Raw genomic sequence first — 18,627 nt, forward strand, 5'->3', positions numbered from 1 at the left:
CACAGCACAGACTCGCCCTGAACAGAATATGACCTGACACGAATTGCTGAAGATTTGAAAACCACATGCCATGCCAGGTCGGCACGAAATTACGAAAACCCTGGTTAGCATCAAATTCCAGTTTGATGTCCGGGTATTCCACTGCCCGAATATTTATTTAACGTCTTAACATGCGCAGGACATTCCTTCAGTTCGGGCAGAGGGGCTTATTCCCTCCAGGGGAAGGCCTTCGTCAAGCCAACCAGTAAGACCACCGATCATCTCTTTTACGTGAAAACCCAAACCAGCCAAACGTACCGCTGCCCGGTGAACACCATTACAGTGAGGGCCTGCGCAGTAGACAACAAATAAGGTATCGCCTGGAAATTCGGACATCCGCTCCTTAGTAATGGAGCGAGTTGGAATATTGATTGAGCCTGGAATATGGGATATCGAAAATGCCTCATAACTCCTTACGTCTACCAGTACATAGTCAATATTGCCCAACTTCTGGCTTTGATGCACATCGGAACAATCGGTTTCAAAGGCTAAACGACGGCTAAAATGTTGCAGAGACTCCTGGGGCGTGGCGGGAGGTATTTCACTGATTAAGCCGGGCATAAGTAGTATCTCTGGTCTGAAGGTGCATTGATTGTATTAAGCAGCTTGAGACTGATAAAGTGGCGTATCTGACAATAAGTGGTCATTTTCCGCCAATGTTAAATCAACCGGGTTTAGTGGATATTCTTGCCTATGACGGGCTTTGTACATTTGAGTTTGGTATTGCCGTAGAAATTTTTGGCCTTCCACGCCCTGAATTTAACTTTCCCTGGTATAAACACCGCATAGTGTCTGTTGATCCTTATCCAATGCAGGCAGCAGGAGGAATTCAGGTGGTGTCCGGTTTCGGACTGGAGGCTCTGAAGGAAGCCCGAACCATTATAATTCCTGGCTGGCGCAATCGCGACGAAAGGCCACCTCAGGAATTACTGGACGCACTGTGTGATGCCTGCCATCGCGGAGCACGCCTGCTCTCGATATGTTCAGGTGTTTTTGTTCTTGCCGCAGCAGGGCTGTTGGACGGAAAGCGCGCAACGACACACTGGAGATATACGGATGAACTGGCAGAGCGCTATCCCAGGATAACTGTTGATCCCAATGTTCTTTATGTCGACAGTGGTCAGCTCATCACATCGGCGGGTAGCGCGGCGGGAATTGATGCCTGTCTTCATTTGATTAGTCGTGATTACGGCATGCATGTTGCCAATATCGTTGCACGACGTCTGGTAATGGCTCCTCAACGTTCTGGCGGACAAACCCAATTTATACCTTCTCCTGTTGCACAAAAGCCTCGCGATGGAATTGCACCTGTACTTGAGTGGGTACTTCAAAATTTGGGCAGTGCACTGTCAGTCAGTCAAATGGCGGAGAAAGCATTAATGTCGGAACGCACTTTTCTGAGGCGTTTCAGAGATGCGATGGGGACTACGCCGAAAGCATGGTTGCTGCAAATGCGAATGAACTTTGCGCGTGAATTACTGGAAAGTAGTTATCATAACAACGAGCAAGTTATGGAACGCTGCGGCTTCAGATCTATGGAAACTTTTCGGGCTGTGTTTCGTAAATCTGTTGGGATATCACCTTCTTCCTACCGTAAAAATTTTGGAGGAACAAGCGCGGAATGAGTCAGTTCATCAAGTTCGTCCCTCATGGTGATATCGCCTGACAAACCTTGCAGCATGTTTGATCTGTAGATCCGCTTTTGCGCATGGCCGCAGCACTCTCCTGAAGCGCATCTGGCCGGGCGCATAAATAAACGGCAATGTGAGCACAGGCACTCAGGTTAACAGCCCTATAAAAGGCAAAACCGGGGAGTAGCCCGGTTCCTCTTTTATTTATCTTTTCCCGGATCGCAGTGAAACTGAACCCGATTTATCAAACCTGTGTCAGCCCACCATCCACACAGATTTCTGCTCCGGCTATATAACTGCTTTCATCACTCGCAAGGAATAGTGCAGCATTTGCCACTTCTTCCGGTCTGGCCATTCTTGATAACGGAATTGCGCTGATTATCTCACTCCGCAGCTCTTCGGAGGCGGCCTGCATCATCTCCGTATCGACAGGGCCAGGGGCGACAACATTAATGCGAATGCCCCTGGCGGAGAGTTCAGCTGTCCATGTGCGGGCAAAAGACCGAAGTGCCGCTTTACTGGCGCCGTACACGCCATATCCTTTGGTACCAATGACATCGGCAATCGAACCTATCAATACTACACTTGCTCCCGCTTTCATCAGGGGAAGGGCTGCCTGGAGAGCAAAAAGTGGGGAGCGTACATTAAGGCTGAAAGTCGCATCAAAATGTGCCGGGGTGACTTCATCAAGAGGCGAGTATTCCGCCATTCCGGCGTTGATGACCAGCACATCTATCTGGCCGGACTCCGCTTCTATCAACTCAACTATACGTGTCAGTTCGCTGATCTGGCTGACATCAGCACGTAGCGGCCTGACATTGCCTTCCAGGGTGTGGCTGGCTGCTTCTAACTCCTCGTTTCGGCGCGAGGTGAACCAGGTTGTTGCACCTTCACTGGCAAATCGCTGGCTGATAGCAAGACCAATACCTTTTGCGCCGCCCAGGATCAGGGCAACTTTATTTTCTAACCTGTTCATCTGCAAACTCCGTCAGGGATGGAAAACAGATGATATAATTTTTATACTTAATAACAATTACGCACTTTGTTTATACCAGGTATCGCGGAGTATATCGCCATGAATCAGATTGACAGTAACAGCCTGACAGAAATAGGAAAAACCCGACCGGTGCTAGAGAACATAACCAATAAATGGTCGATTTTAATCCTCACAGTACTTTGTAGTGAACCCGTACGCTTCAATGAACTCCGCCGCCGGCTGGATGGAATTACGCACAAAGCCTTGTCTGATGCGCTTAAGCGGCTTGAGCGCAATGGATTGGTGAATCGGAAAGTACTGCCTACTTCGCCGGTGAGCGTGGAGTACAGTCTTACAGCACTGGCAAAAACGCTTCAGGAACCTTTTGTTGCGCTCTACGAATGGGCGTTAAAACATGGAACTGAAATGGGGCAGGCTCAGCTGGAATATGATACCAGGCATACGGAAGAGATTTGCTGAAGAGTCGTAACGTTGAATAACACTGCGATAAACCGCTCATTCTTTCGGGCTTACGACGGAACGATCCATCATGGACGAATGCTCGTATTAAACTTATCAACAGTAAACAAGCCCGCACGCCTGGATTCTGAACATAGTTGACGCCGCCAGAAGCCCTAAGACGGCTAAATGCCAGTAGCGGACGTGCAAATGCGCAATTCTGATCCACAGGCGGTTAACCTGTCTTACCGAACTGATCTGTGAGGTGAGCAATTCTGAGGATTTTGACATGACCACTTTTTATCAACTTTCTGCCACCAGTCTGCGTGGCAAGCCCATCTCTATGGCCGACTACGCTGGCAAGACGGTTCTGGTGGTTAATACGGCCAGCCATTGTGGGTTCACGCCTCAATACGCAGGCCTTGAAGCGCTTTACAAGAAGTACGCCGCACAGGGGCTGGTGGTTCTTGGTTTTCCCTGCAACCAGTTTGGTAAGCAGGAACCCGGCGGCGCCGAAGAAATCGCGCAGACCTGTCACATCAACTACGGTGTGAGCTTCCCGATGTTCGAAAAAGTAAACGTCAACGGCGCCGCAACGCACCCGGTGTTTCGTTACCTGAAAGATGAGTTGCCCGGCGTACCGGGCGGGTGGATCAAATGGAACTTTACTAAGTTCCTGATCGGACGCGACGGAAAACCACTCAGGCGTTTTGCACCGATCTCCACCCCGGAGAAAATGGAAGCCGTCATCCTTGCTGCACTTGAAATCTGAGTGCTTATGTAATCTGAACCACTTATCTTCAGCGTAATTCCGACAAAATGATTACCTCTGTGTGAGGTTAACGTCCGCTTTTGGCTCATAGTGGACTGTAAGCCAGCGACAGGCCGCTGTGTGCCAGAAGCGGACATTGCTGAAATTATGCCGGATCAATTAACGGGAAGCCGGCCATTCGACCGAGTTATGCCAGGGCGGTTCAGTTCAGAACCTGGATGAAATAAATGATCCAGATTCGGATCCCATACCCTTTTGACGCCTTATGTAGCAGGTGAAAGGGTCAGTTCCAGTATTCATATTTCGCCGTCATTACGGCGTTATGTTTGTTCACATACTGTTTACCTGTACGATCAGTGGGGGTGATCGTGATATCCATATTGGCGCTAATGCATTCTCCATGTGAGTTCCACTCCTCGCAGGTGGCCAAGTTTTTTTCGATGGTGAAATAGGTCTGGGTCTTGCTCATGGTCAACTCACGGCCCTCGTTATCATAGCCAAACTCTTCAATGGTTGAGGGTGATTGAGATTTGATCAGCCGATGATTAACATCATAACTATATACAACCGTATTATTATCTATCGCCATACTTCCTTCGCTTGCTGCGCTTGCCAATAGTCCTGATGAATTGAAGGCGTAGTCGATTGTGCTCACTGCGGTTTTGTCATTATCTTCCAGTTTTGTGGCCGCGATAACCGAACGACTAACCGCACGGCTAATAATTCCTTTATCGTTAAGCTGGTAGATTCCCTCAAGTGTCTGCCGATATACCTGAGTGGTTTTCTGACTGTTTTTATCGGCTACGAGCCCTTTTGAGTCCAGCTGGATGCGCCAGCCAAATTCCGTTTTATTCAACTGGCTTTCAGAGGTTGCCGTGAAAACTGTCTTCTGACTTGTGGAGGTTTTGACCTCCTCCATACGGCCGCCAATTAGCTCACCACATTGACTAAAGTTGCTTTGAATCGATGCGCGGAGATACCCATCAGGACTATCAATAGTGATTGATATAGATTTGGGAATTCCAGTTCTTGTCTGTTGGCTACTAAGGATGAAGTTGTTCAGTTTGTTCTTAGCTAAGATTTCCGCTGTGCATTGTGCTGCATAAGTCTGAAATGTGCAGAGGGATAAGAGAGTAATAAATAGTTTTTTATTATTGAATGACATTATTTGTTGTCCTCATGTTCTGGGCGGGCTTTAAACATAACATGATGTGGAAGGCGGTGTGATTCGTGGTCGGGATATTATGCTTAGCAGAGTGAAGAAACTCAGGCATCATCAGTTAAACGTTCGCTCTTCGCTCATAGCGGACCGCGCAGCGGTGCGACAGCAGAATTTAATAGTTACAATATACTAATGCGATTTAATAACAGGCGCAGGATTAGGCCGGCGAACCGGCCTGAGGCATTATCAGATGGCGCAATAAACGCGTGCTTCACGTGGCGTGTAGATACCAAACGTCACCACACTCAGTAAGCCATTAACAAACGTCTGCTGCACTTCAACCCGACTAACTTTTTCCTGGCCGCCGCACACCTGTGCCGCATCAATGCTCTTACGCTGACCGATACCTGAAACAAAGAACGGCTGGCTGATGGTTTTCGTCGCCGCGCCAACTTGATTCTGTTTCATTACGAAAGTCTGCTGCGCACAGCCGGTTAAACTCAGAGCCAACAACGCAGCAACACAAAGCTTGTTCATAAATATCCTTATTGCCTGAAATGAAAAAATAAATGCTGAGTGAAATCATCACTCAGCCAGCAATCAGGTTATCGACAACGAAAGCGGAAACATGAGAAAGATTTTTAAGTACGCCTAACGGATACGTTTTGCTGAATAGTACAGCAATAAAAAAAAACCCTGCACAGCAGGGGCTTTTTATGTTTACCGCAGCGTTTCCGCTTAGCGAGTCAAATCGTCGAAGAACTTTTTGACGCCATCGAGAAAGCTTTTTGAATGCGGACTGTTCTTGTCGCCCGCCGCACCACCAAAGCTCTATTCCAGCTCACGCAGCAGCGACTTATGCTTCTCGCTCAAAGCTGCCTGTAAGTTTCTGTCGCGCCTGTCGGCTTGGCCAGCGCCTCACGATCGCGAAAGAATTCCGCGCCCGTTCACCGCTATAAGGTACAGTTTTACAACCTCTTTCAGGGCGTTCACCGGATTTTAGCCGCTAAAATCCCGGCCAGGCACTTTTGTGCATAGCCATGCACCGTGCTAAAACTTATCAGGGGCGTTTTTTGCGGATCGGGATGGTATGCTGTGTCTTTCGGGCCGGAGGGCGCACAAACGCGCTGAGGCGCTTTATGGAGGGGGCGCAACTGATGTTAGGGTAAATACGAGTGAAGGGCAGACTGTAAAAAATAAAGGGAAAGTGGATGAGAATCGAGATATGTGATGCGTCGGATATTCCGGAACTGGCGAGTGTTTTTGTCGAAATGGAGTCGTATTATTTTGGGGACAAGGCTGTCAGCTATGACGAAATGCTTTCCTATCTGACCAACAGGGTTTTCTCTGCTTACTCTGGTGTAACGGTCCTCGGAGCATGGCACAACGGAACGCTTGTCGGTTTTGCCACGTTCACGCTGATGTTTCCTGCTCCAAAATGCTCCGGCCAGGCGTATATGAAAGATCTCTTCACATCAGCGGCCGTCAGAGGTCAGGGGGTAGGGAAATCCCTCATGCGATTTATAGCGGCTTTTGCAATTGAGCATGGTTGCACACGATTTGACTGGACTGCTGAAACCACCAATCCGAAAGCCGCCGAGTTCTATCTGTCTATCGGTGCGTCCCTGATCGAGGAAAAGCAGTACTTTCGTTTGGATCATGAGCGCTTGCAGACCTTTGCTATGCCTGCACAGTGATTTCGTCTAAGGGCGCTATTGCGGTGTTATGTTAAAAGGGAGTGACCAGCCCCCTTACTCTGACTTTTGTTCCCACTCATCTTGGGTCAGTGTAAACAGCATGCTTGCGGGCGCATTTTGCACATCATGAACGTCCCGCAGGTACCGGAGTCCCGCACTAGTTAGGACTTTCTGCGATGCCAGGTGGTTTGCTCTTACCACGGCAGATATCTCAGGTAGTTTTATCTCACCGAATCCGTAGTTGACCGCGTATTTAGCAAACTCTGTTGCCAGGCCTTTTCCCCATGACTCAGTGGAAAAACGATACCCCAGGTTATTGATAGAGATATCGGCATAACTGATGATGCTTAGCCCACCAAAACCAATGATCCTTTCGGGTGTATCCTTCAGCGAGATAGCCCAGCTCCCGAAAAGGTGAGTTTCCCAGTGGCTTATCCATCGAGCCAACACATTTCGTGCATGGTGAATATCAGGATAAGGACCGGAGGGATTAAACGTGTTCGTAGCAGGATCGCCATAAATCCTGAAAAGATCATCTGCGTCTGATGTGATTACAGGGCGAAGATGCAGTCGAGATGAGGTTATCTGCAAAATAATTTCCCGAATTATTTGTTCATTTTATGAATTATCTTGCTGTTTTATATCTGTAATACTTCAGGTTCACAACACAGATGTTATGTTCAATACGGATGGCCTGCGGGGTCACCTTGAAATATGGCTAGAGTGGTGAGACGGCTTCCACTTCGTGCTGGAATACGTAGGGATCTGAAAGCAACTCAAACTCTTCGTCATCCGGGTAGGTTACGGCCACGTTATAGTTCTCGCCTGCAAATTCCTTCACCGCATCGAGATCCTGCCAGTAAGTAGCAAGGAAAAAATGCTCCCAGTTATCCTGAGTTTCTCTGCGCACTTGTGCTCCCCGGTTACCACGAACGCTTTTGGAATGTTCAACACCCGTTTTCTCAAGGTGTTTTGCAAAGCCCTCCGCATGCCTCAGTGGAACGCAGCCGTGCCATGTACGTACGATCATTAACTTTTCCTCTCCTTGTTACGGGAGGATAACCATACCACTTTGCGAATTCTGTTGGTGCACGACTGTGATTCGCCGCCCGAATGTTATGTTCAATCCGGGTGTTTTTGCAGGTTACCAGCAAGTAGGGTGCATCGCCGGGATGTGAACGGCGCGCGTCCGCTTCTCGCTCATGACTGACCTTCAATCTTAAACGAACGATATGAACGTCCATGAACATCAACTTTCTCGCCAGTAAGTCTCTCAAAATCCTCTATTGCGTCTGGATCACCATGCCAGGCCATACAACTTAAACAGTCTCCTCCACAATCCAGATTTAAGGTGTCTGGTAGTTTGCTCATAGGCTGACCACAAGTCAGGCAGTTGTTTACTTTCATTAGAAGGCGCCCTGTTTGCGTTTTCAGATTAAACATCTTTTCTGCTGCTTAACTTGCCACTTTCAGGCCTGACTTTCATTCATACCGAACTCACCCCCTCCACTTGTCTGCTTTGTGCCAAAAGCGGAAGTTCAAGAGTTCAGGAAATGCTAATTCCTTAGGCATTTTCAATCGTCTTATAAAGTCTCAGGCAATAGTTTGCACTTCAAGTTTTGTAATTTTTTTGAGTATTGTCATGAGGAGGTAGTAGCCTTTTGCGACTTAACCTGTGAAAAATTGTCGAGTTGTCTAATCCCTGGGACCAGGCAGGTTCCTAAAGTTGCTATGACTACTGCCATCGCTGAAACCAGAAGCACATTACTACTACCATAATGTATTGCCAGCGGCCCGGCGACCAGTTCACCGAAGGGAATAGCCACAAACGAACCGACAGCGTCATAGGCGTACACGCGAGCCAATTTTTCCTGAGGAATATGAGTTTGTAATGAATGAGCCCAGGAGACTCCGAACAGACCGAAAGTTACGCCAGCAATAAAAAAAGCTGTAATAAGCCACGTTGCAGAAGTAGGTTGACCAAGCATAAAAATGGGAACTGAGCAAAATGCGACTAGCATTACACCAATAAAGAGATCGCGTCGTGGACGCCATCTTAGGGCGAAGAACGAACCTGTCATAAGGCCAACACTTTGCGCAGCAACCATAATTCCCCAATTGGCTCGCCCAAAAGAAGCATCAGCAATCACAGGGCCGAGTACCATCATTACGCCACTAAATGCTGCATTGATAATGGTGAATTGGACCACAATTGCCCATACCCAAGCTCGGCTTGCGAATTCTTCCCATCCTTCTTTTAAGTCCTGCAAGATATTACCTGATGGTGGGCATGCTTTGATTGATGTAATGCGAATTAAGAAATAAAGCGGTGCAGAGGCTGCGAAACCTATCGCATCAATTGCCAGTCCCCAACCGGGTCCGACAGAACTGATTAGGATCCCACCAAGCGAAGTGCCGATAATTGTACCGCCATAAATACCAAGCTGAATTAATGCATTTGCTGCTCGCAAATTCTGCACTGGAACAGTTTGGGGAACCAGCGCTGAGGATGCAGGTAATGCGATGCCAGCTGCTGCTCCATTTAAAGTTCCAAGTAATGCCAGACTCATCACAGTTGCTGAACCGTCCAGCACAGACCATGCGACAATAGCTTGCGAAACTGCCGCAATAATTGAAGAGGATACCAATACTTGGTTACGAGAGTAGCGGTCCGCTAATACGCCTCCAATCAACAAGAATACAACGTTAAAGATGGAGCGGGACGCAACAACGAGACCTAAATCAGACACCGACCCGCCAATATCAAGCACTGCGAACGCTAATGCAATCGGTGCAATACCATTACCCAGTACGGTAAGAAGGCGAGCAGCAAACAGATTACGAAAAGGACTGAAGTGAAAAGCGCTAACTTTTTTATTAAATGTTTTCATTATGAAAATGGCTTCTGGGTTAGAGGTTCTTTTTTAAAACTCCTGTTTTTGCTAATACTTTAGCATGATCTGATCGTTACACTGCATTGTGCAGATTAGACAAGCAGGGAAATAACTTCCGCTCTTCGCTCATAGCGGACGATGTCTGGCCCGTAGCCCGCTGTAACCAAACGCCGAGGAATGATCTGTCGATAGCAAAACTGGGCTGCATCCGGCTCTTTTACAAAAAGTGATGCAATTAAGGGACGCAGCCTGGGGTGGGAAGGGCGTTTATTTCAGCGGTGCCGCCAGCGTGACAATCCACAACTCGCTGTCTGACTCAGGTTTCTTCAGCGGCTTTATGCCGATAGTCGTTGCAACCGGCTTATCATCTACCGTAAGCGTCCCCTGTTCGGTCACCCGATAATCCTTACGCTTCTTACCTTCAACCGGATTTTGCATGACCGTTCTCACGCCGAAGTCATTGTCATTGGTGACGGCCAGCGTTTTATTATCGATCAGCGCCAGACCTTCAGCCTTCTCCTGCTGCCAGCCGAGTTGACGTAAATCGACCACCAGCGTTTTAGCGGCGAGCTTAATGCCGCGCTGCGCCAGCGCTTTCTCGTCGTCAAACTCCGGATACTCGCCAGGCTTATCGAACGCTGCAAGCTCGGTAGCCGGGCTAAGATCCACCTTATAGATAAGATTGCGCATCGCATCGTCTTTGTCGCTGCCTTGTTCAATCAGCAGGATATGCTGATTGTCGAGCGCCACGATATCACCAATTTTTGCGTCGCTGTTTTTACCGTAAGCGGCGCTGTCGATAGGGTAACCATACATCGCGGTTTTCCCGGTCGCCGGATCGAAACTAACCAGGCGGGTAAAGCGCGCCTGCTTTTTACTTTTACCGTTGATATCCAGCGTGCTTTGCACCGCGGCGATGATACGCCCGTCCGGCATGCGGGTGAGTCCTTCAAATCCACGATTTGGCTGACGCCATTTGAGAACGTTCGGCAGACCGCCCGCGATGGATTTCTCCCCCTCTGCTGCCTGCGGCCCGTTAATTGTCAGGATCTTGCCGCGCGCATCGACGTTAATCAGGAACGGACCATACTCATCGCACAGCCAGTACCCTCCCTTGCCGTCCGGCGTAATGCCTTCCGTATCCAGACCGCGGTTATCGCCATGCAGCACTTTCAACGTATCGTTTAGCGCGATTTCATTGGTTGATCCGATGACGCCATCCTGCAACGGCAATCCGTTAATATTGCCCTTATCGTCATGCAATGGTCGGGCGTCCGTGGCCTCCGCTTTGCCGTTCTGCACCCGAATATTCATCAGCAGTGGGGCGAATTCTGGCGTGACGAAAATTTTTGCCTCTCTCTTACCCACATCAGGCGAGTCAGCATTCGGCCCGCGATCGGTGACGGTTGCGAAGGTGAACGCATCCCCCTGCTTGCCGGTAAACAGCAAACCGGAGCCAATCCCCACCGGCAAACCATTTGGAAACGCGCTGGCAAACGCGCCGTTGTAGCTTACGCGTGTACCTTCGGGAAAACTGACGATATAGCGCTCGACCTGCGGCTGCGCCGCGAGCGTTGACGAAGAGAGCGCACAGCCGACAACCAGAGAAATAGCTTTTATTTTCATATTTTTAATATCCATACAGGGAAGCTAACAGCGTAAAGAATAAAAATGACAGAAAAATGAAATCTCCGGGAAATGTTGGCTGCTAACCGATTGATTTCTTCACCGTTGAGAAGGGGATGGTGAGAGAATGAACCTGTATGTTTAGATATTATGTTCAAAATTTCAGGACAAAGGCGGTGGCATTGATGCGGACACTTGCCCGTAATGCCTAAGGCAGAAAGTTCACTGAGAGGCATCGCCTGGCAAGGTAGCTAAAGATGTTCAGTCTGGGGGCGTCTTTTCCCTGAACCGGGAACGTCCGCTTCTGGCACAAACCAGCCTGACACGGACGCACCGTGTGCTATGAGCGGACAGAGTTCATGGCCGGATAAAATTTGATTATTAGAAGACGAACCCACTTCCTTTTTTGAATTAAAATGCTATTATTTTGCATAATTAATCAAAATGAAGCGAGGTTGATATGTCAGCAGAGTCGCCTGTTAAGGCACAGTTTGAAGCATATAATTCTCATGATATTGAAGCGTTCATGTCTTGTTTTTCAGAGGAGTTTAAAGGCTACCGGATGCCCACCGAAAGCCCTTCAACCATAGGAAAAGAATCATTACGTGAGTTTTACGTTAATAATCGTGAACTTAGAGCCGAACTCATTTCCAGAACTGTGCTGGGTACTAAAGTTTTCGATCACGAATTGATATATGGCTTGTCTCCCGCTCCTTTGGAAAGCATGGCTGTCTTTGAAGTTAAAAATAATCTTATTTCAACAGCATGGTTCTATTTCCCATAAACTCAATTTTTATTGAGAGTCCCTCCGGGTTAGATTAAAAGGTCGTTTACCTCAAATGTTAGCGGACTTTTAAAGGTCCGCTTCTCGCTCATAGCGGACTTAGCCTGCCGTAAGTCCGCTTTGTGCCAGGAGCGAACAGAGAAATATTTTACCCTAAGCCTGTTTTTATACAGGTAGCCTACACAGAGAATAACCACCGATACCCGTTAGTTCGCCTTCCCTGACCTGTTACAGATCCCTTTTAGGGCAGCAATCCTCCCCTTAAGAGCGTTACGGAGTCATCACTCTGCTTCTCTTTGCGGGTATCGCAACGCACTGATAACTTCAGCCAGTGCCGGGGCCATCTGGCGCCGGTTGGCGTAATAAAGATGATAGCCCGGAAAATGGGGCCACCACTCTTCAAGCACCGCTGTTAACTCTCCCGATGCAATATAGCTTTGCGCCAGATCCAGTGGAATATAGGCAAAACCCATGCCGTCCAATGCGGCCTGTAGCATAAGATAGGTATTGTTAAAAACAGTCTGTCCCTGCACTCGCACAGATAACTTTTTTTCGTCTTTCTCAAAGTCCCATGCGTAAAGCCCTCCGCGTGTCGGCAGTCTCAGGTTAATACACAGATGCGCCGTTAAATCACCGGGTATTTCAGGCCGTTTTTTTCCGTTAAGGTAGTCCGGCGAGCAGACCACCGCCATATGAAAGTCAGGCCCGATCCTTACGGCGATCATATCTTTATCCACGATATTGCCTACCCGGACGCCGGCATCAAACTGTTGTGCCACGATATCAGTCAGCGCATAGTCAACGCTCAGCTCGACCTGAATCTCCGGATAGTGCTTCAGCAGGGCCTGGAGTCGCGGCCAGAGCACAGAGGCAATGGCATGATCGTGTGCGGTAATCCGTACAATCCCTGCCGGTTTCTCACTCAGAGCGCGAAGAGAAGCCAGTTCACTGTCCAGCTCACTTAGCATTGGCTGCAACCTGTTATAAAGACGCATACCCGCCTGCGTCAGCGAAACACTGCGCGTGGTGCGCGTCAGTAACCTGACGCCAAGCCGCGCCTCCAGAGCCGTAATAGCGTGGCTGAGGCCTGAGCGGGACATACCGAGCTGAGCGGCTGCACGGGTAAAATTACTCTCACGCGCCACAATCAGAAAGGCGCGCAGATCGTTCAGATTTTCATAACTCATTGTTGCATCCTGTGCACATACGCATTCACATTTGGCCATCTTATCAACCAATCCCTTTAGTTCTAAACTGAATGTCGTATTAACAGGCAGGACATCTCTCCCTGGCTTATTTCACCCCACTGACAAACGGAGTTCGTATGAAGAGACTTGCCGCTGTTGCTATCTCCCTTGCGCTTTCTGTTTCAGCTGTTCATTCAAAGGAGCACTTACCCATGATTACCGTAATGCAAAGTGGAGCAAAACCCTCTGTTAAAGGCCCGGCGGAATATTTCACCGGAACGGTCCGTATTGACTCCCCGTTTCAGGGTACTGAACCTGCCCGCGTAGGTGGAGCAACCGTTACCTTTGAACCCTCTGCCCGCACGGCCTGGCATACGCATCCGCTCGGCCAGACGCTGATTGTCACTGCCGGTTTGGGTCTTGTGCAGGAGTGGGGCGGAGCCGCACGCGAAATCCGGCCCGGAGATATTGTGTGGATACCCGCAGGCGTGAAGCACTGGCACGGTGCAGCGCCTGAAACAAGCATGTCGCATATCGCTATTGCCGAGGCGCAGGAAGGTAAAGTTGTCGACTGGATGGAAAAGGTAAGCGACGAGCAGTACGCATCACCTGAAAAGTCCTGAGGATAACAAGATGAGGCGAGGCATTAATTCTGCGCTGCTCTTCTGCGCTGCGCTGGCGGCTCCCGTCAGCTATGCCGCAGAGACCTCTGAACCTTCTGTAGAGAGAAATAAAATGATGAATCAACAGCAGATGCAACCCCTGACGCTGCAACAAAAGCATATCGCGGTTATTGCAATGTATGCTGCGACAGGCGATATGGCTCAACTCAGCGCTGCCCTTCAGCAGGGTTTAGATTCAGGGCTGACCGTCACTGACTGCCGGGAAGTGCTGGTCCAGCTTTACGCTTATGCCGGCTTTCCCCGCAGCCTGAACGCGCTGGGTGAGTTGATGAAGGTCGTTGATGCCCGCAGAGAGAAGGGAATTGAAGATGCTGAAGGCAATCCGCCGCGACCGCTGCCAGAGCCTGATGAGATGCTCGCTGTCGGTACCCGAAACCAGACATCGCTGGTTGGCAGCCTTGTAAAAGGGCCTCTTTTCGACTTTGCCCCTGCTATCGATCGCTATCTGAAGGTGCATCTGTTTGGGGATATCTTTGCCCGCGATAACCTTGACTGGAAAAGTCGTGAGCTGGCTACAGTAGGCGCGCTGGCAGGCATGAGCGGCGTGGAGTCTCAGCTGAAAGCCCATCTGAGTATAAGTATGAACACAGGACTTACTTATTCTCAGCTCGCCGGGCTTATCCCGCTTTTCGAAGAAAAAGGTGAAAAAAGTACTGCGGAACGCCTGCGAGTGGCACTCGATTCTGTAGGCGCTGATTAATATGCGCCTCTGCTCCGCAGGTGGAAGACCAGGGTAAGTGCTGTTCTGCTGCCGGAACAGCAGCCTGATCACCAAATTATCAGGGTGATGAACCTGTTAACGCCGGTGGTCTCTTCCAGAAGGGAAACCCGGAAAGAAGCCCTGGACGGCGCAGGTCATAAACCGCCCCGGCGGCTCAACGAAGCCGCTGCTGCCTTGCTCTGGTTTAATGGGTATTGGCTTACCCGTTGAGGGCGGTTTTACTGCCAACTGATGCCATAAATATCTGATGCAGGGATCCGGGCTGTCCGTTCATGCGTCAGCGCTTACCTCTGCCGGGCATCTTTATCACTGGTTCTGCTTGTATCCGCAGGCGGGTTCAGCCTGCCGGTGACAACCAGCGTAGCTTACGCTCCGATCAGATCCTTCAGCGGCGTTAATCTCCTTCTCTCTTTCTTCGAAGCGCATCCAGAACCAGTGAAAACGCCGGGGAAGGCTGTTTCCTGCTGGGATAGTAAAGATAATATCCCGGAAAAGGTTCGCACCACTCTTCCAGCACGCGGATCAGACGACCTTCTGCGATATGCGTACCAAACTCCTCCTCGGGTAAAAAGGCTATTCCCAGCCCGGCAAGGGCGGCATCAGTCATATGCGCCGTGGTATTAAATGTCAGCTGGCCCTCAACGCGCACGTTTACCGGCCCGTCTTTATTATCGAATTCCCACACATAAATCCCGCCCGAACTGGTCATCCGCATATTGATGCAGTTGTGATGAACAAGATCTTTCGGGGTGAGGGGAACGGGATGAGCAGCAAAATATTCAGGCGAGGCCGCCGCAGCCATCCGTAACTGTGGCCCGATAGAGACTGCAATCATATCTTTGTCGATGGTATCTCCCAGACGGACTCCGGCATCAAACCTGTCGGCAACGATATTACGAAAGCCGTGGTTGGCATCAAATTCCAGTTTGATGTCGGGATAGGCGCGCAGTAGCGGGGCCAGTTTGGGCAATAAAATGGTATGGAGTACGCTGGGGCCGCAGGTAATCCGCACCGTTCCTGCCGGTTTATCGCGCAGTTCAGTGAGCATATCCAGCTCGGATTCAATTTCATCAAAGCGGGTGCCAATCGCCAGTAGCAACCGCTCTCCGGCAGCGGTCAGCGAAACACTGCGTGTGGTGCGCGTAAGAAGGCGGATTTTCAGCCGATTTTCCAGCCCGGTAATGGCCTGGCTGAGCGCTGGCTGCGTCACCCCCAGCTGCGCAGCTGCGCGGGTAAAGCTCCCCTCGCGCGCTACCGTAATAAAAGCCATCAGGTCATTAAAATTACGCTTCATCACCACTTTCCCGCATCATTTATAAATTTTACTTATAAAGCTATTAAGAATCTATTAGCGGTTAAGCATACGCCATGCCTGTAGAATTCACATCAGTCAGTTTTACCGGCGTCGTGAAAAAACGACCGTCCGGCTTTCCCGATAATTTTTACTCTTACTGTTTTTTATTCACCGGAATAAAAACAGGCATCCGGCTGGCCTGAATTCAGAGGCGGCTAAGAAAAAGGTAAACGTAATGTCTTCACTTGCGAACAATACTCTGGACCATCAGCCTGCCGCCCACTGGGGCGGTGTGCTGGCAATGACACTGTGTGTGTTTACGCTGGTTGCGTCCGAATTTATGCCAGTCAGTCTGCTGAGTCCGATTTCCCACGATCTTGGTGTCAGCGAGGGGCAGGCCGGCCAGGGCATCGCCATCTCGGGGGCGCTTGCGGTATTAACCAGTCTGTCTGTGTCAGCACTTTCCGGCAGTCTTAACCGCAAGGCACTGCTGCTGGGACTGACCGTGTTAATGGCCCTCTCAGGCGTGGTGGTTGCGCTTGCCCCTGACTACCTGACTTATATGACTGGCCGGGCGCTTATCGGCGTGGTGATTGGCGGATTCTGGTCGTTGTCAGCGGCGACGGCGATCCGTCTGGTGCCTGAAAATCAGGTGCCGCGTGCGCTGGCTATTTTCAACAGCGGCAACGCGCTGGCTACAGTGATTGCTGCGCCGCTTGGCAGCTATCTTGGCTCTGTAATGGGCTGGCGTGGCGCTTTCCTTTGTCTTGCCCCGATCGCGCTGATCGCCTTTATCTGGCAGTGGGTCACTCTTCCTTCTATGGCTTCTGAGAAGCAGGAGAAAAAGACTAAGAATGTTTTCCGGCTGCTCGGCAATCCGCTGGTAGCAGCAGGAATGACCGCCTGCGGACTCTTTTTTATGGGCCAGTTTGCACTTTTCACCTATGTGCGTCCGTTCCTGGAAACCGTTACGCAGGTCAGCGTGTCCACACTGTCGCTGGTACTGCTGCTTATTGGTATTGCCGGTTTTATCGGTACGTTGCTGATCAGCACTGTGCTGCGTCGCGCTTTCTACCCGACGCTGATCGTCATCCCTCTGCTGATGACCGTGATTGTCACAGGTCTGATCGTAACAGGCCATCACCTCAGCGCCGTTATTCCACTGCTCGCACTCTGGGGGCTGGTCGCCACCGCCGCGCCGGTTGGATGGTGGTCATGGATAACCCGGACGCTGCCGGACGATGCTGAAGCAGGCGGTGGGTTAATGGTTGCCGTGATCCAACTTTCTATTGCTCTCGGATCGACAGCTGGCGGGCTGGCTTTCGATCACAGCGGCTGGCAGACCGCTTTCATCCTCAGCGCTATTTTACTGGTTGTGGCTGCCCTCCTTGCGTTCCTGACATCCCGTAAAGAGGCCACTCATCGGGCCTGACGGCAGCAGAGCTGGCGCAATTATTTTTCTGAAAATGTTATTTCCGCAGGTCTCACCATGAGGATATTTAAATGAAAATATTTACCATGCTTTTAGGGCTGATAGTGACTTCCTTTACTGCTACCGCAGCCGATAAAACAAACGGGGCAGATAATTTTTATCAAAGCGATAAGGTGACTCATCAAAAAGTAACCTTTAAAAATCAGTATCAGATGAATGTCACCGGGAATTTATATATTCCTGAAAACAGCGGTCGGCAGGCAAAAATGCCGGCGATTATCGTCGGCCATCCGATGGGAGCAGTAAAAGAGCAGAGCGCCAGCCTGTATGCCCAGAAGCTGGCTGAGCAGGGGTTTGTTACCCTTGCCATCGATCTCTCCTTCTGGGGAGAAAGCGACGGACAGCCACGCAATGCCGTCTCGCCGGATATCTATGCGGAGGATTTCAGCGCGGCGGTGGATTATCTTGGCACGCGATCTGACATAGATAAAAATCGCATTGGCGTTCTGGGGATCTGCGGCAGCGGCAGTTTCGTTATAAGCGCAGCGAAAATAGATCCCCGCATGAAGGCCATTGCCACTGTCAGTATGTACGACATGGGTTCGGTCAACCGTAACGCACTTCATCACTCTTTAACTCTGGAGCAGCGTAAAAAAATTATCGCGGATGCAGCTGAGCAACGTTATGTCGAGTTCACCGGCGGCAAAACCGAATATACCAGCGGAACGGTAGATAAAATCGACGAGAATACTCATCCCATTCAGAAAGAGTTCTACGACTTTTATCGTACGCCGCGCGGTGAGTTTACCCCCAAAGGTTCCTCGCCTGAATTAACAACGCACCCGACGCTGACCAGTAACGTGAAGTTTATGAACTTTTATCCGTTCAACGATATTGAAACCATCTCTCCGCGTCCGATGTTGTTTATTACTGGCGATCGGGCACATTCGAAAGAGTTCAGTGAAGATGCTTATAAACGAGCAGGCCAACCGAAAGAGCTTTATATCGTGCCGGGTGCAGGCCATGTTGACCTGTACGACCGCACTGATTTGATCCCTTTTGACAAGCTGACTGCTTTTTACAAAGCCAATCTGAAATAGAGCCAATGGAGTAAAGTTAATTGCCTGCCCGTTAATCAGTTATCACTCCCGCCCGGAAAACACCGGGCGGTTGATAAAAAGAGCGTTAAAAAATACGCCGGAAAATGTTTAACGCCGCCTCTGAGCATGCTGTGAATGGCAGGCAGAGTCAGCAGTTCCTGACTCCGCCT

General features: G+C 49.9%; 19 protein-coding genes and 1 pseudogene. 9 read left to right on the forward strand and 11 right to left on the reverse strand.

The window, feature by feature from the left end; translation table 11 throughout:
• Positions 1-165: 165 nt before the first annotated feature.
• A complete protein-coding gene (locus AAH450_RS02585; RefSeq protein WP_342908776.1) occupies positions 166-600 on the reverse strand; it encodes a rhodanese-like domain-containing protein in 435 nt (144 codons plus the stop codon).
• Positions 601-695: 95 nt separating this feature from the next.
• Between AAH450_RS02585 and ftrA the strand changes: the two genes are divergently transcribed.
• Positions 696-1,664: a transcriptional regulator FtrA gene (ftrA, locus tag AAH450_RS02590; protein WP_342909553.1), complete on the forward strand. Its 969-nt coding sequence runs from the start codon at positions 696-698 to the stop codon at positions 1,662-1,664.
• Positions 1,665-1,914: 250 nt separating this feature from the next.
• On the opposite strand, the gene AAH450_RS02595 is transcribed toward ftrA, so the two are convergent.
• The gene (locus AAH450_RS02595; RefSeq protein ID WP_342908777.1) at positions 1,915-2,646 is read right to left on the reverse strand and encodes an SDR family NAD(P)-dependent oxidoreductase; all 732 of its coding nucleotides are present in this window, start codon (positions 2,644-2,646) and stop codon (positions 1,915-1,917) included.
• A gap of 99 nt (positions 2,647-2,745) precedes the next feature.
• On the opposite strand from AAH450_RS02595, the gene AAH450_RS02600 reads away from it, so the two are divergent.
• Positions 2,746-3,126, forward strand: a complete 381-nt coding sequence (locus AAH450_RS02600; protein WP_342908778.1) for a winged helix-turn-helix transcriptional regulator — start codon at positions 2,746-2,748, stop codon at positions 3,124-3,126.
• A 268-nt stretch (positions 3,127-3,394) separates the two neighbouring features.
• Entirely contained in the window at positions 3,395-3,877 is a 483-nt protein-coding gene (locus AAH450_RS02605; RefSeq protein ID WP_342908779.1) for a glutathione peroxidase, read from the forward strand.
• 283 nt (positions 3,878-4,160) lie between these two features.
• Here AAH450_RS02605 and AAH450_RS02610 read toward each other — a convergent pair whose 3' ends face one another.
• The 3 genes and pseudogenes from AAH450_RS02610 to AAH450_RS02620 form a co-directional block, all read right to left on the reverse strand.
• Complete coding sequence (locus AAH450_RS02610; protein WP_342908780.1) at positions 4,161-5,042, reverse strand: hypothetical protein; 882 nt, start codon at positions 5,040-5,042, stop codon at positions 4,161-4,163.
• 243 nt (positions 5,043-5,285) lie between these two features.
• A complete protein-coding gene (locus tag AAH450_RS02615; RefSeq protein ID WP_342908781.1) occupies positions 5,286-5,576 on the reverse strand; it encodes a Bor family protein in 291 nt (96 codons plus the stop codon).
• A 201-nt stretch (positions 5,577-5,777) separates the two neighbouring features.
• Positions 5,778-5,912: pseudogene (locus AAH450_RS02620) on the reverse strand (molecular chaperone DnaJ); the annotation flags it as partial.
• A 338-nt stretch (positions 5,913-6,250) separates the two neighbouring features.
• Here AAH450_RS02620 and AAH450_RS02625 point away from each other — a divergent pair.
• On the forward strand, positions 6,251-6,736 hold the full coding sequence (locus tag AAH450_RS02625; RefSeq protein WP_342908782.1) for a GNAT family N-acetyltransferase: 486 nt from the start codon (positions 6,251-6,253) through the stop codon (positions 6,734-6,736).
• 54 nt (positions 6,737-6,790) lie between these two features.
• Here the strand turns inward: AAH450_RS02625 and AAH450_RS02630 are convergent, their stop codons facing one another.
• From AAH450_RS02630 to AAH450_RS02645, 4 genes are all read right to left on the reverse strand, one after another.
• Entirely contained in the window at positions 6,791-7,327 is a 537-nt protein-coding gene (locus tag AAH450_RS02630; protein WP_342908783.1) for a GNAT family N-acetyltransferase, read from the reverse strand.
• 127 nt (positions 7,328-7,454) lie between these two features.
• Positions 7,455-7,766 carry a hypothetical protein gene (locus AAH450_RS02635; RefSeq protein WP_342908784.1) on the reverse strand — a complete coding sequence of 104 codons (312 nt, stop codon included), beginning with the start codon at positions 7,764-7,766 and terminating at the stop codon, positions 7,455-7,457.
• A gap of 610 nt (positions 7,767-8,376) precedes the next feature.
• Complete coding sequence (locus AAH450_RS02640) at positions 8,377-9,627, reverse strand: MFS transporter (RefSeq protein WP_342908785.1); 1,251 nt, start codon at positions 9,625-9,627, stop codon at positions 8,377-8,379.
• Between the two features lie 270 nt (positions 9,628-9,897).
• Positions 9,898-11,256: an esterase-like activity of phytase family protein gene (locus tag AAH450_RS02645; protein WP_342908786.1), complete on the reverse strand. Its 1,359-nt coding sequence runs from the start codon at positions 11,254-11,256 to the stop codon at positions 9,898-9,900.
• A gap of 460 nt (positions 11,257-11,716) precedes the next feature.
• On the opposite strand from AAH450_RS02645, the gene AAH450_RS02650 reads away from it, so the two are divergent.
• Entirely contained in the window at positions 11,717-12,040 is a 324-nt protein-coding gene (locus AAH450_RS02650) for a nuclear transport factor 2 family protein (protein ID WP_342908787.1), read from the forward strand.
• A 281-nt stretch (positions 12,041-12,321) separates the two neighbouring features.
• On the opposite strand, the gene AAH450_RS02655 is transcribed toward AAH450_RS02650, so the two are convergent.
• Positions 12,322-13,227: a LysR family transcriptional regulator gene (locus tag AAH450_RS02655; RefSeq protein ID WP_342908788.1), complete on the reverse strand. Its 906-nt coding sequence runs from the start codon at positions 13,225-13,227 to the stop codon at positions 12,322-12,324.
• Positions 13,228-13,439: 212 nt separating this feature from the next.
• Between AAH450_RS02655 and AAH450_RS02660 the strand changes: the two genes are divergently transcribed.
• Positions 13,440-13,850 carry a (R)-mandelonitrile lyase gene (locus AAH450_RS02660; protein WP_463322693.1) on the forward strand — a complete coding sequence of 137 codons (411 nt, stop codon included), beginning with the start codon at positions 13,440-13,442 and terminating at the stop codon, positions 13,848-13,850.
• A 10-nt stretch (positions 13,851-13,860) separates the two neighbouring features.
• Complete coding sequence (locus AAH450_RS02665) at positions 13,861-14,610, forward strand: carboxymuconolactone decarboxylase family protein (protein ID WP_463322694.1); 750 nt, start codon at positions 13,861-13,863, stop codon at positions 14,608-14,610.
• Between the two features lie 415 nt (positions 14,611-15,025).
• Here the strand turns inward: AAH450_RS02665 and AAH450_RS02670 are convergent, their stop codons facing one another.
• Positions 15,026-15,925, reverse strand: a complete 900-nt coding sequence (locus AAH450_RS02670) for a LysR family transcriptional regulator (protein ID WP_342908789.1) — start codon at positions 15,923-15,925, stop codon at positions 15,026-15,028.
• 235 nt (positions 15,926-16,160) lie between these two features.
• Between AAH450_RS02670 and AAH450_RS02675 the strand changes: the two genes are divergently transcribed.
• Together AAH450_RS02675 and AAH450_RS02680 are read left to right on the forward strand one after the other, a co-directional pair.
• The gene (locus tag AAH450_RS02675) at positions 16,161-17,357 is read left to right on the forward strand and encodes an MFS transporter (protein WP_342908790.1); all 1,197 of its coding nucleotides are present in this window, start codon (positions 16,161-16,163) and stop codon (positions 17,355-17,357) included.
• A 71-nt stretch (positions 17,358-17,428) separates the two neighbouring features.
• Positions 17,429-18,457, forward strand: coding sequence for an alpha/beta hydrolase (locus tag AAH450_RS02680; RefSeq protein WP_342908791.1), 1,029 nt, complete (start codon positions 17,429-17,431; stop codon positions 18,455-18,457).
• The last annotated feature ends 170 nt before the right edge of the window (positions 18,458-18,627 follow it).

This window comes from Erwinia magellanica (genome assembly GCF_039023495.1).
GTDB lineage: Bacteria > Pseudomonadota > Gammaproteobacteria > Enterobacterales > Enterobacteriaceae > Erwinia.

Bases quoted from the DNA above. Each gene is read 5' to 3' on its own strand.
- AAH450_RS02585 (WP_342908776.1), bottom strand. From the start codon at position 600: ATGCCCGGCTTAATCAGTGAAATACCTCCCGCCACGCCCCAGGAGTCT.
- ftrA (WP_342909553.1), top strand. From the start codon at position 696: ATGTTAAATCAACCGGGTTTAGTGGATATTCTTGCCTATGACGGGCTT.
- AAH450_RS02595 (WP_342908777.1), bottom strand. From the start codon at position 2,646: ATGAACAGGTTAGAAAATAAAGTTGCCCTGATCCTGGGCGGCGCAAAA.
- AAH450_RS02600 (WP_342908778.1), top strand. From the start codon at position 2,746: ATGAATCAGATTGACAGTAACAGCCTGACAGAAATAGGAAAAACCCGA.
- AAH450_RS02605 (WP_342908779.1), top strand. From the start codon at position 3,395: ATGACCACTTTTTATCAACTTTCTGCCACCAGTCTGCGTGGCAAGCCC.
- AAH450_RS02610 (WP_342908780.1), bottom strand. From the start codon at position 5,042: ATGTCATTCAATAATAAAAAACTATTTATTACTCTCTTATCCCTCTGC.
- AAH450_RS02615 (WP_342908781.1), bottom strand. From the start codon at position 5,576: ATGAACAAGCTTTGTGTTGCTGCGTTGTTGGCTCTGAGTTTAACCGGC.
- AAH450_RS02625 (WP_342908782.1), top strand. From the start codon at position 6,251: ATGAGAATCGAGATATGTGATGCGTCGGATATTCCGGAACTGGCGAGT.
- AAH450_RS02635 (WP_342908784.1), bottom strand. From the start codon at position 7,766: ATGATCGTACGTACATGGCACGGCTGCGTTCCACTGAGGCATGCGGAG.
- AAH450_RS02640 (WP_342908785.1), bottom strand. From the start codon at position 9,627: ATGAAAACATTTAATAAAAAAGTTAGCGCTTTTCACTTCAGTCCTTTT.
- AAH450_RS02645 (WP_342908786.1), bottom strand. From the start codon at position 11,256: ATGAAAATAAAAGCTATTTCTCTGGTTGTCGGCTGTGCGCTCTCTTCG.
- AAH450_RS02650 (WP_342908787.1), top strand. From the start codon at position 11,717: ATGTCAGCAGAGTCGCCTGTTAAGGCACAGTTTGAAGCATATAATTCT.
- AAH450_RS02655 (WP_342908788.1), bottom strand. From the start codon at position 13,227: ATGAGTTATGAAAATCTGAACGATCTGCGCGCCTTTCTGATTGTGGCG.
- AAH450_RS02660 (WP_463322693.1), top strand. From the start codon at position 13,440: ATGATTACCGTAATGCAAAGTGGAGCAAAACCCTCTGTTAAAGGCCCG.
- AAH450_RS02665 (WP_463322694.1), top strand. From the start codon at position 13,861: ATGAGGCGAGGCATTAATTCTGCGCTGCTCTTCTGCGCTGCGCTGGCG.
- AAH450_RS02670 (WP_342908789.1), bottom strand. From the start codon at position 15,925: ATGAAGCGTAATTTTAATGACCTGATGGCTTTTATTACGGTAGCGCGC.
- AAH450_RS02675 (WP_342908790.1), top strand. From the start codon at position 16,161: ATGTCTTCACTTGCGAACAATACTCTGGACCATCAGCCTGCCGCCCAC.
- AAH450_RS02680 (WP_342908791.1), top strand. From the start codon at position 17,429: ATGAAAATATTTACCATGCTTTTAGGGCTGATAGTGACTTCCTTTACT.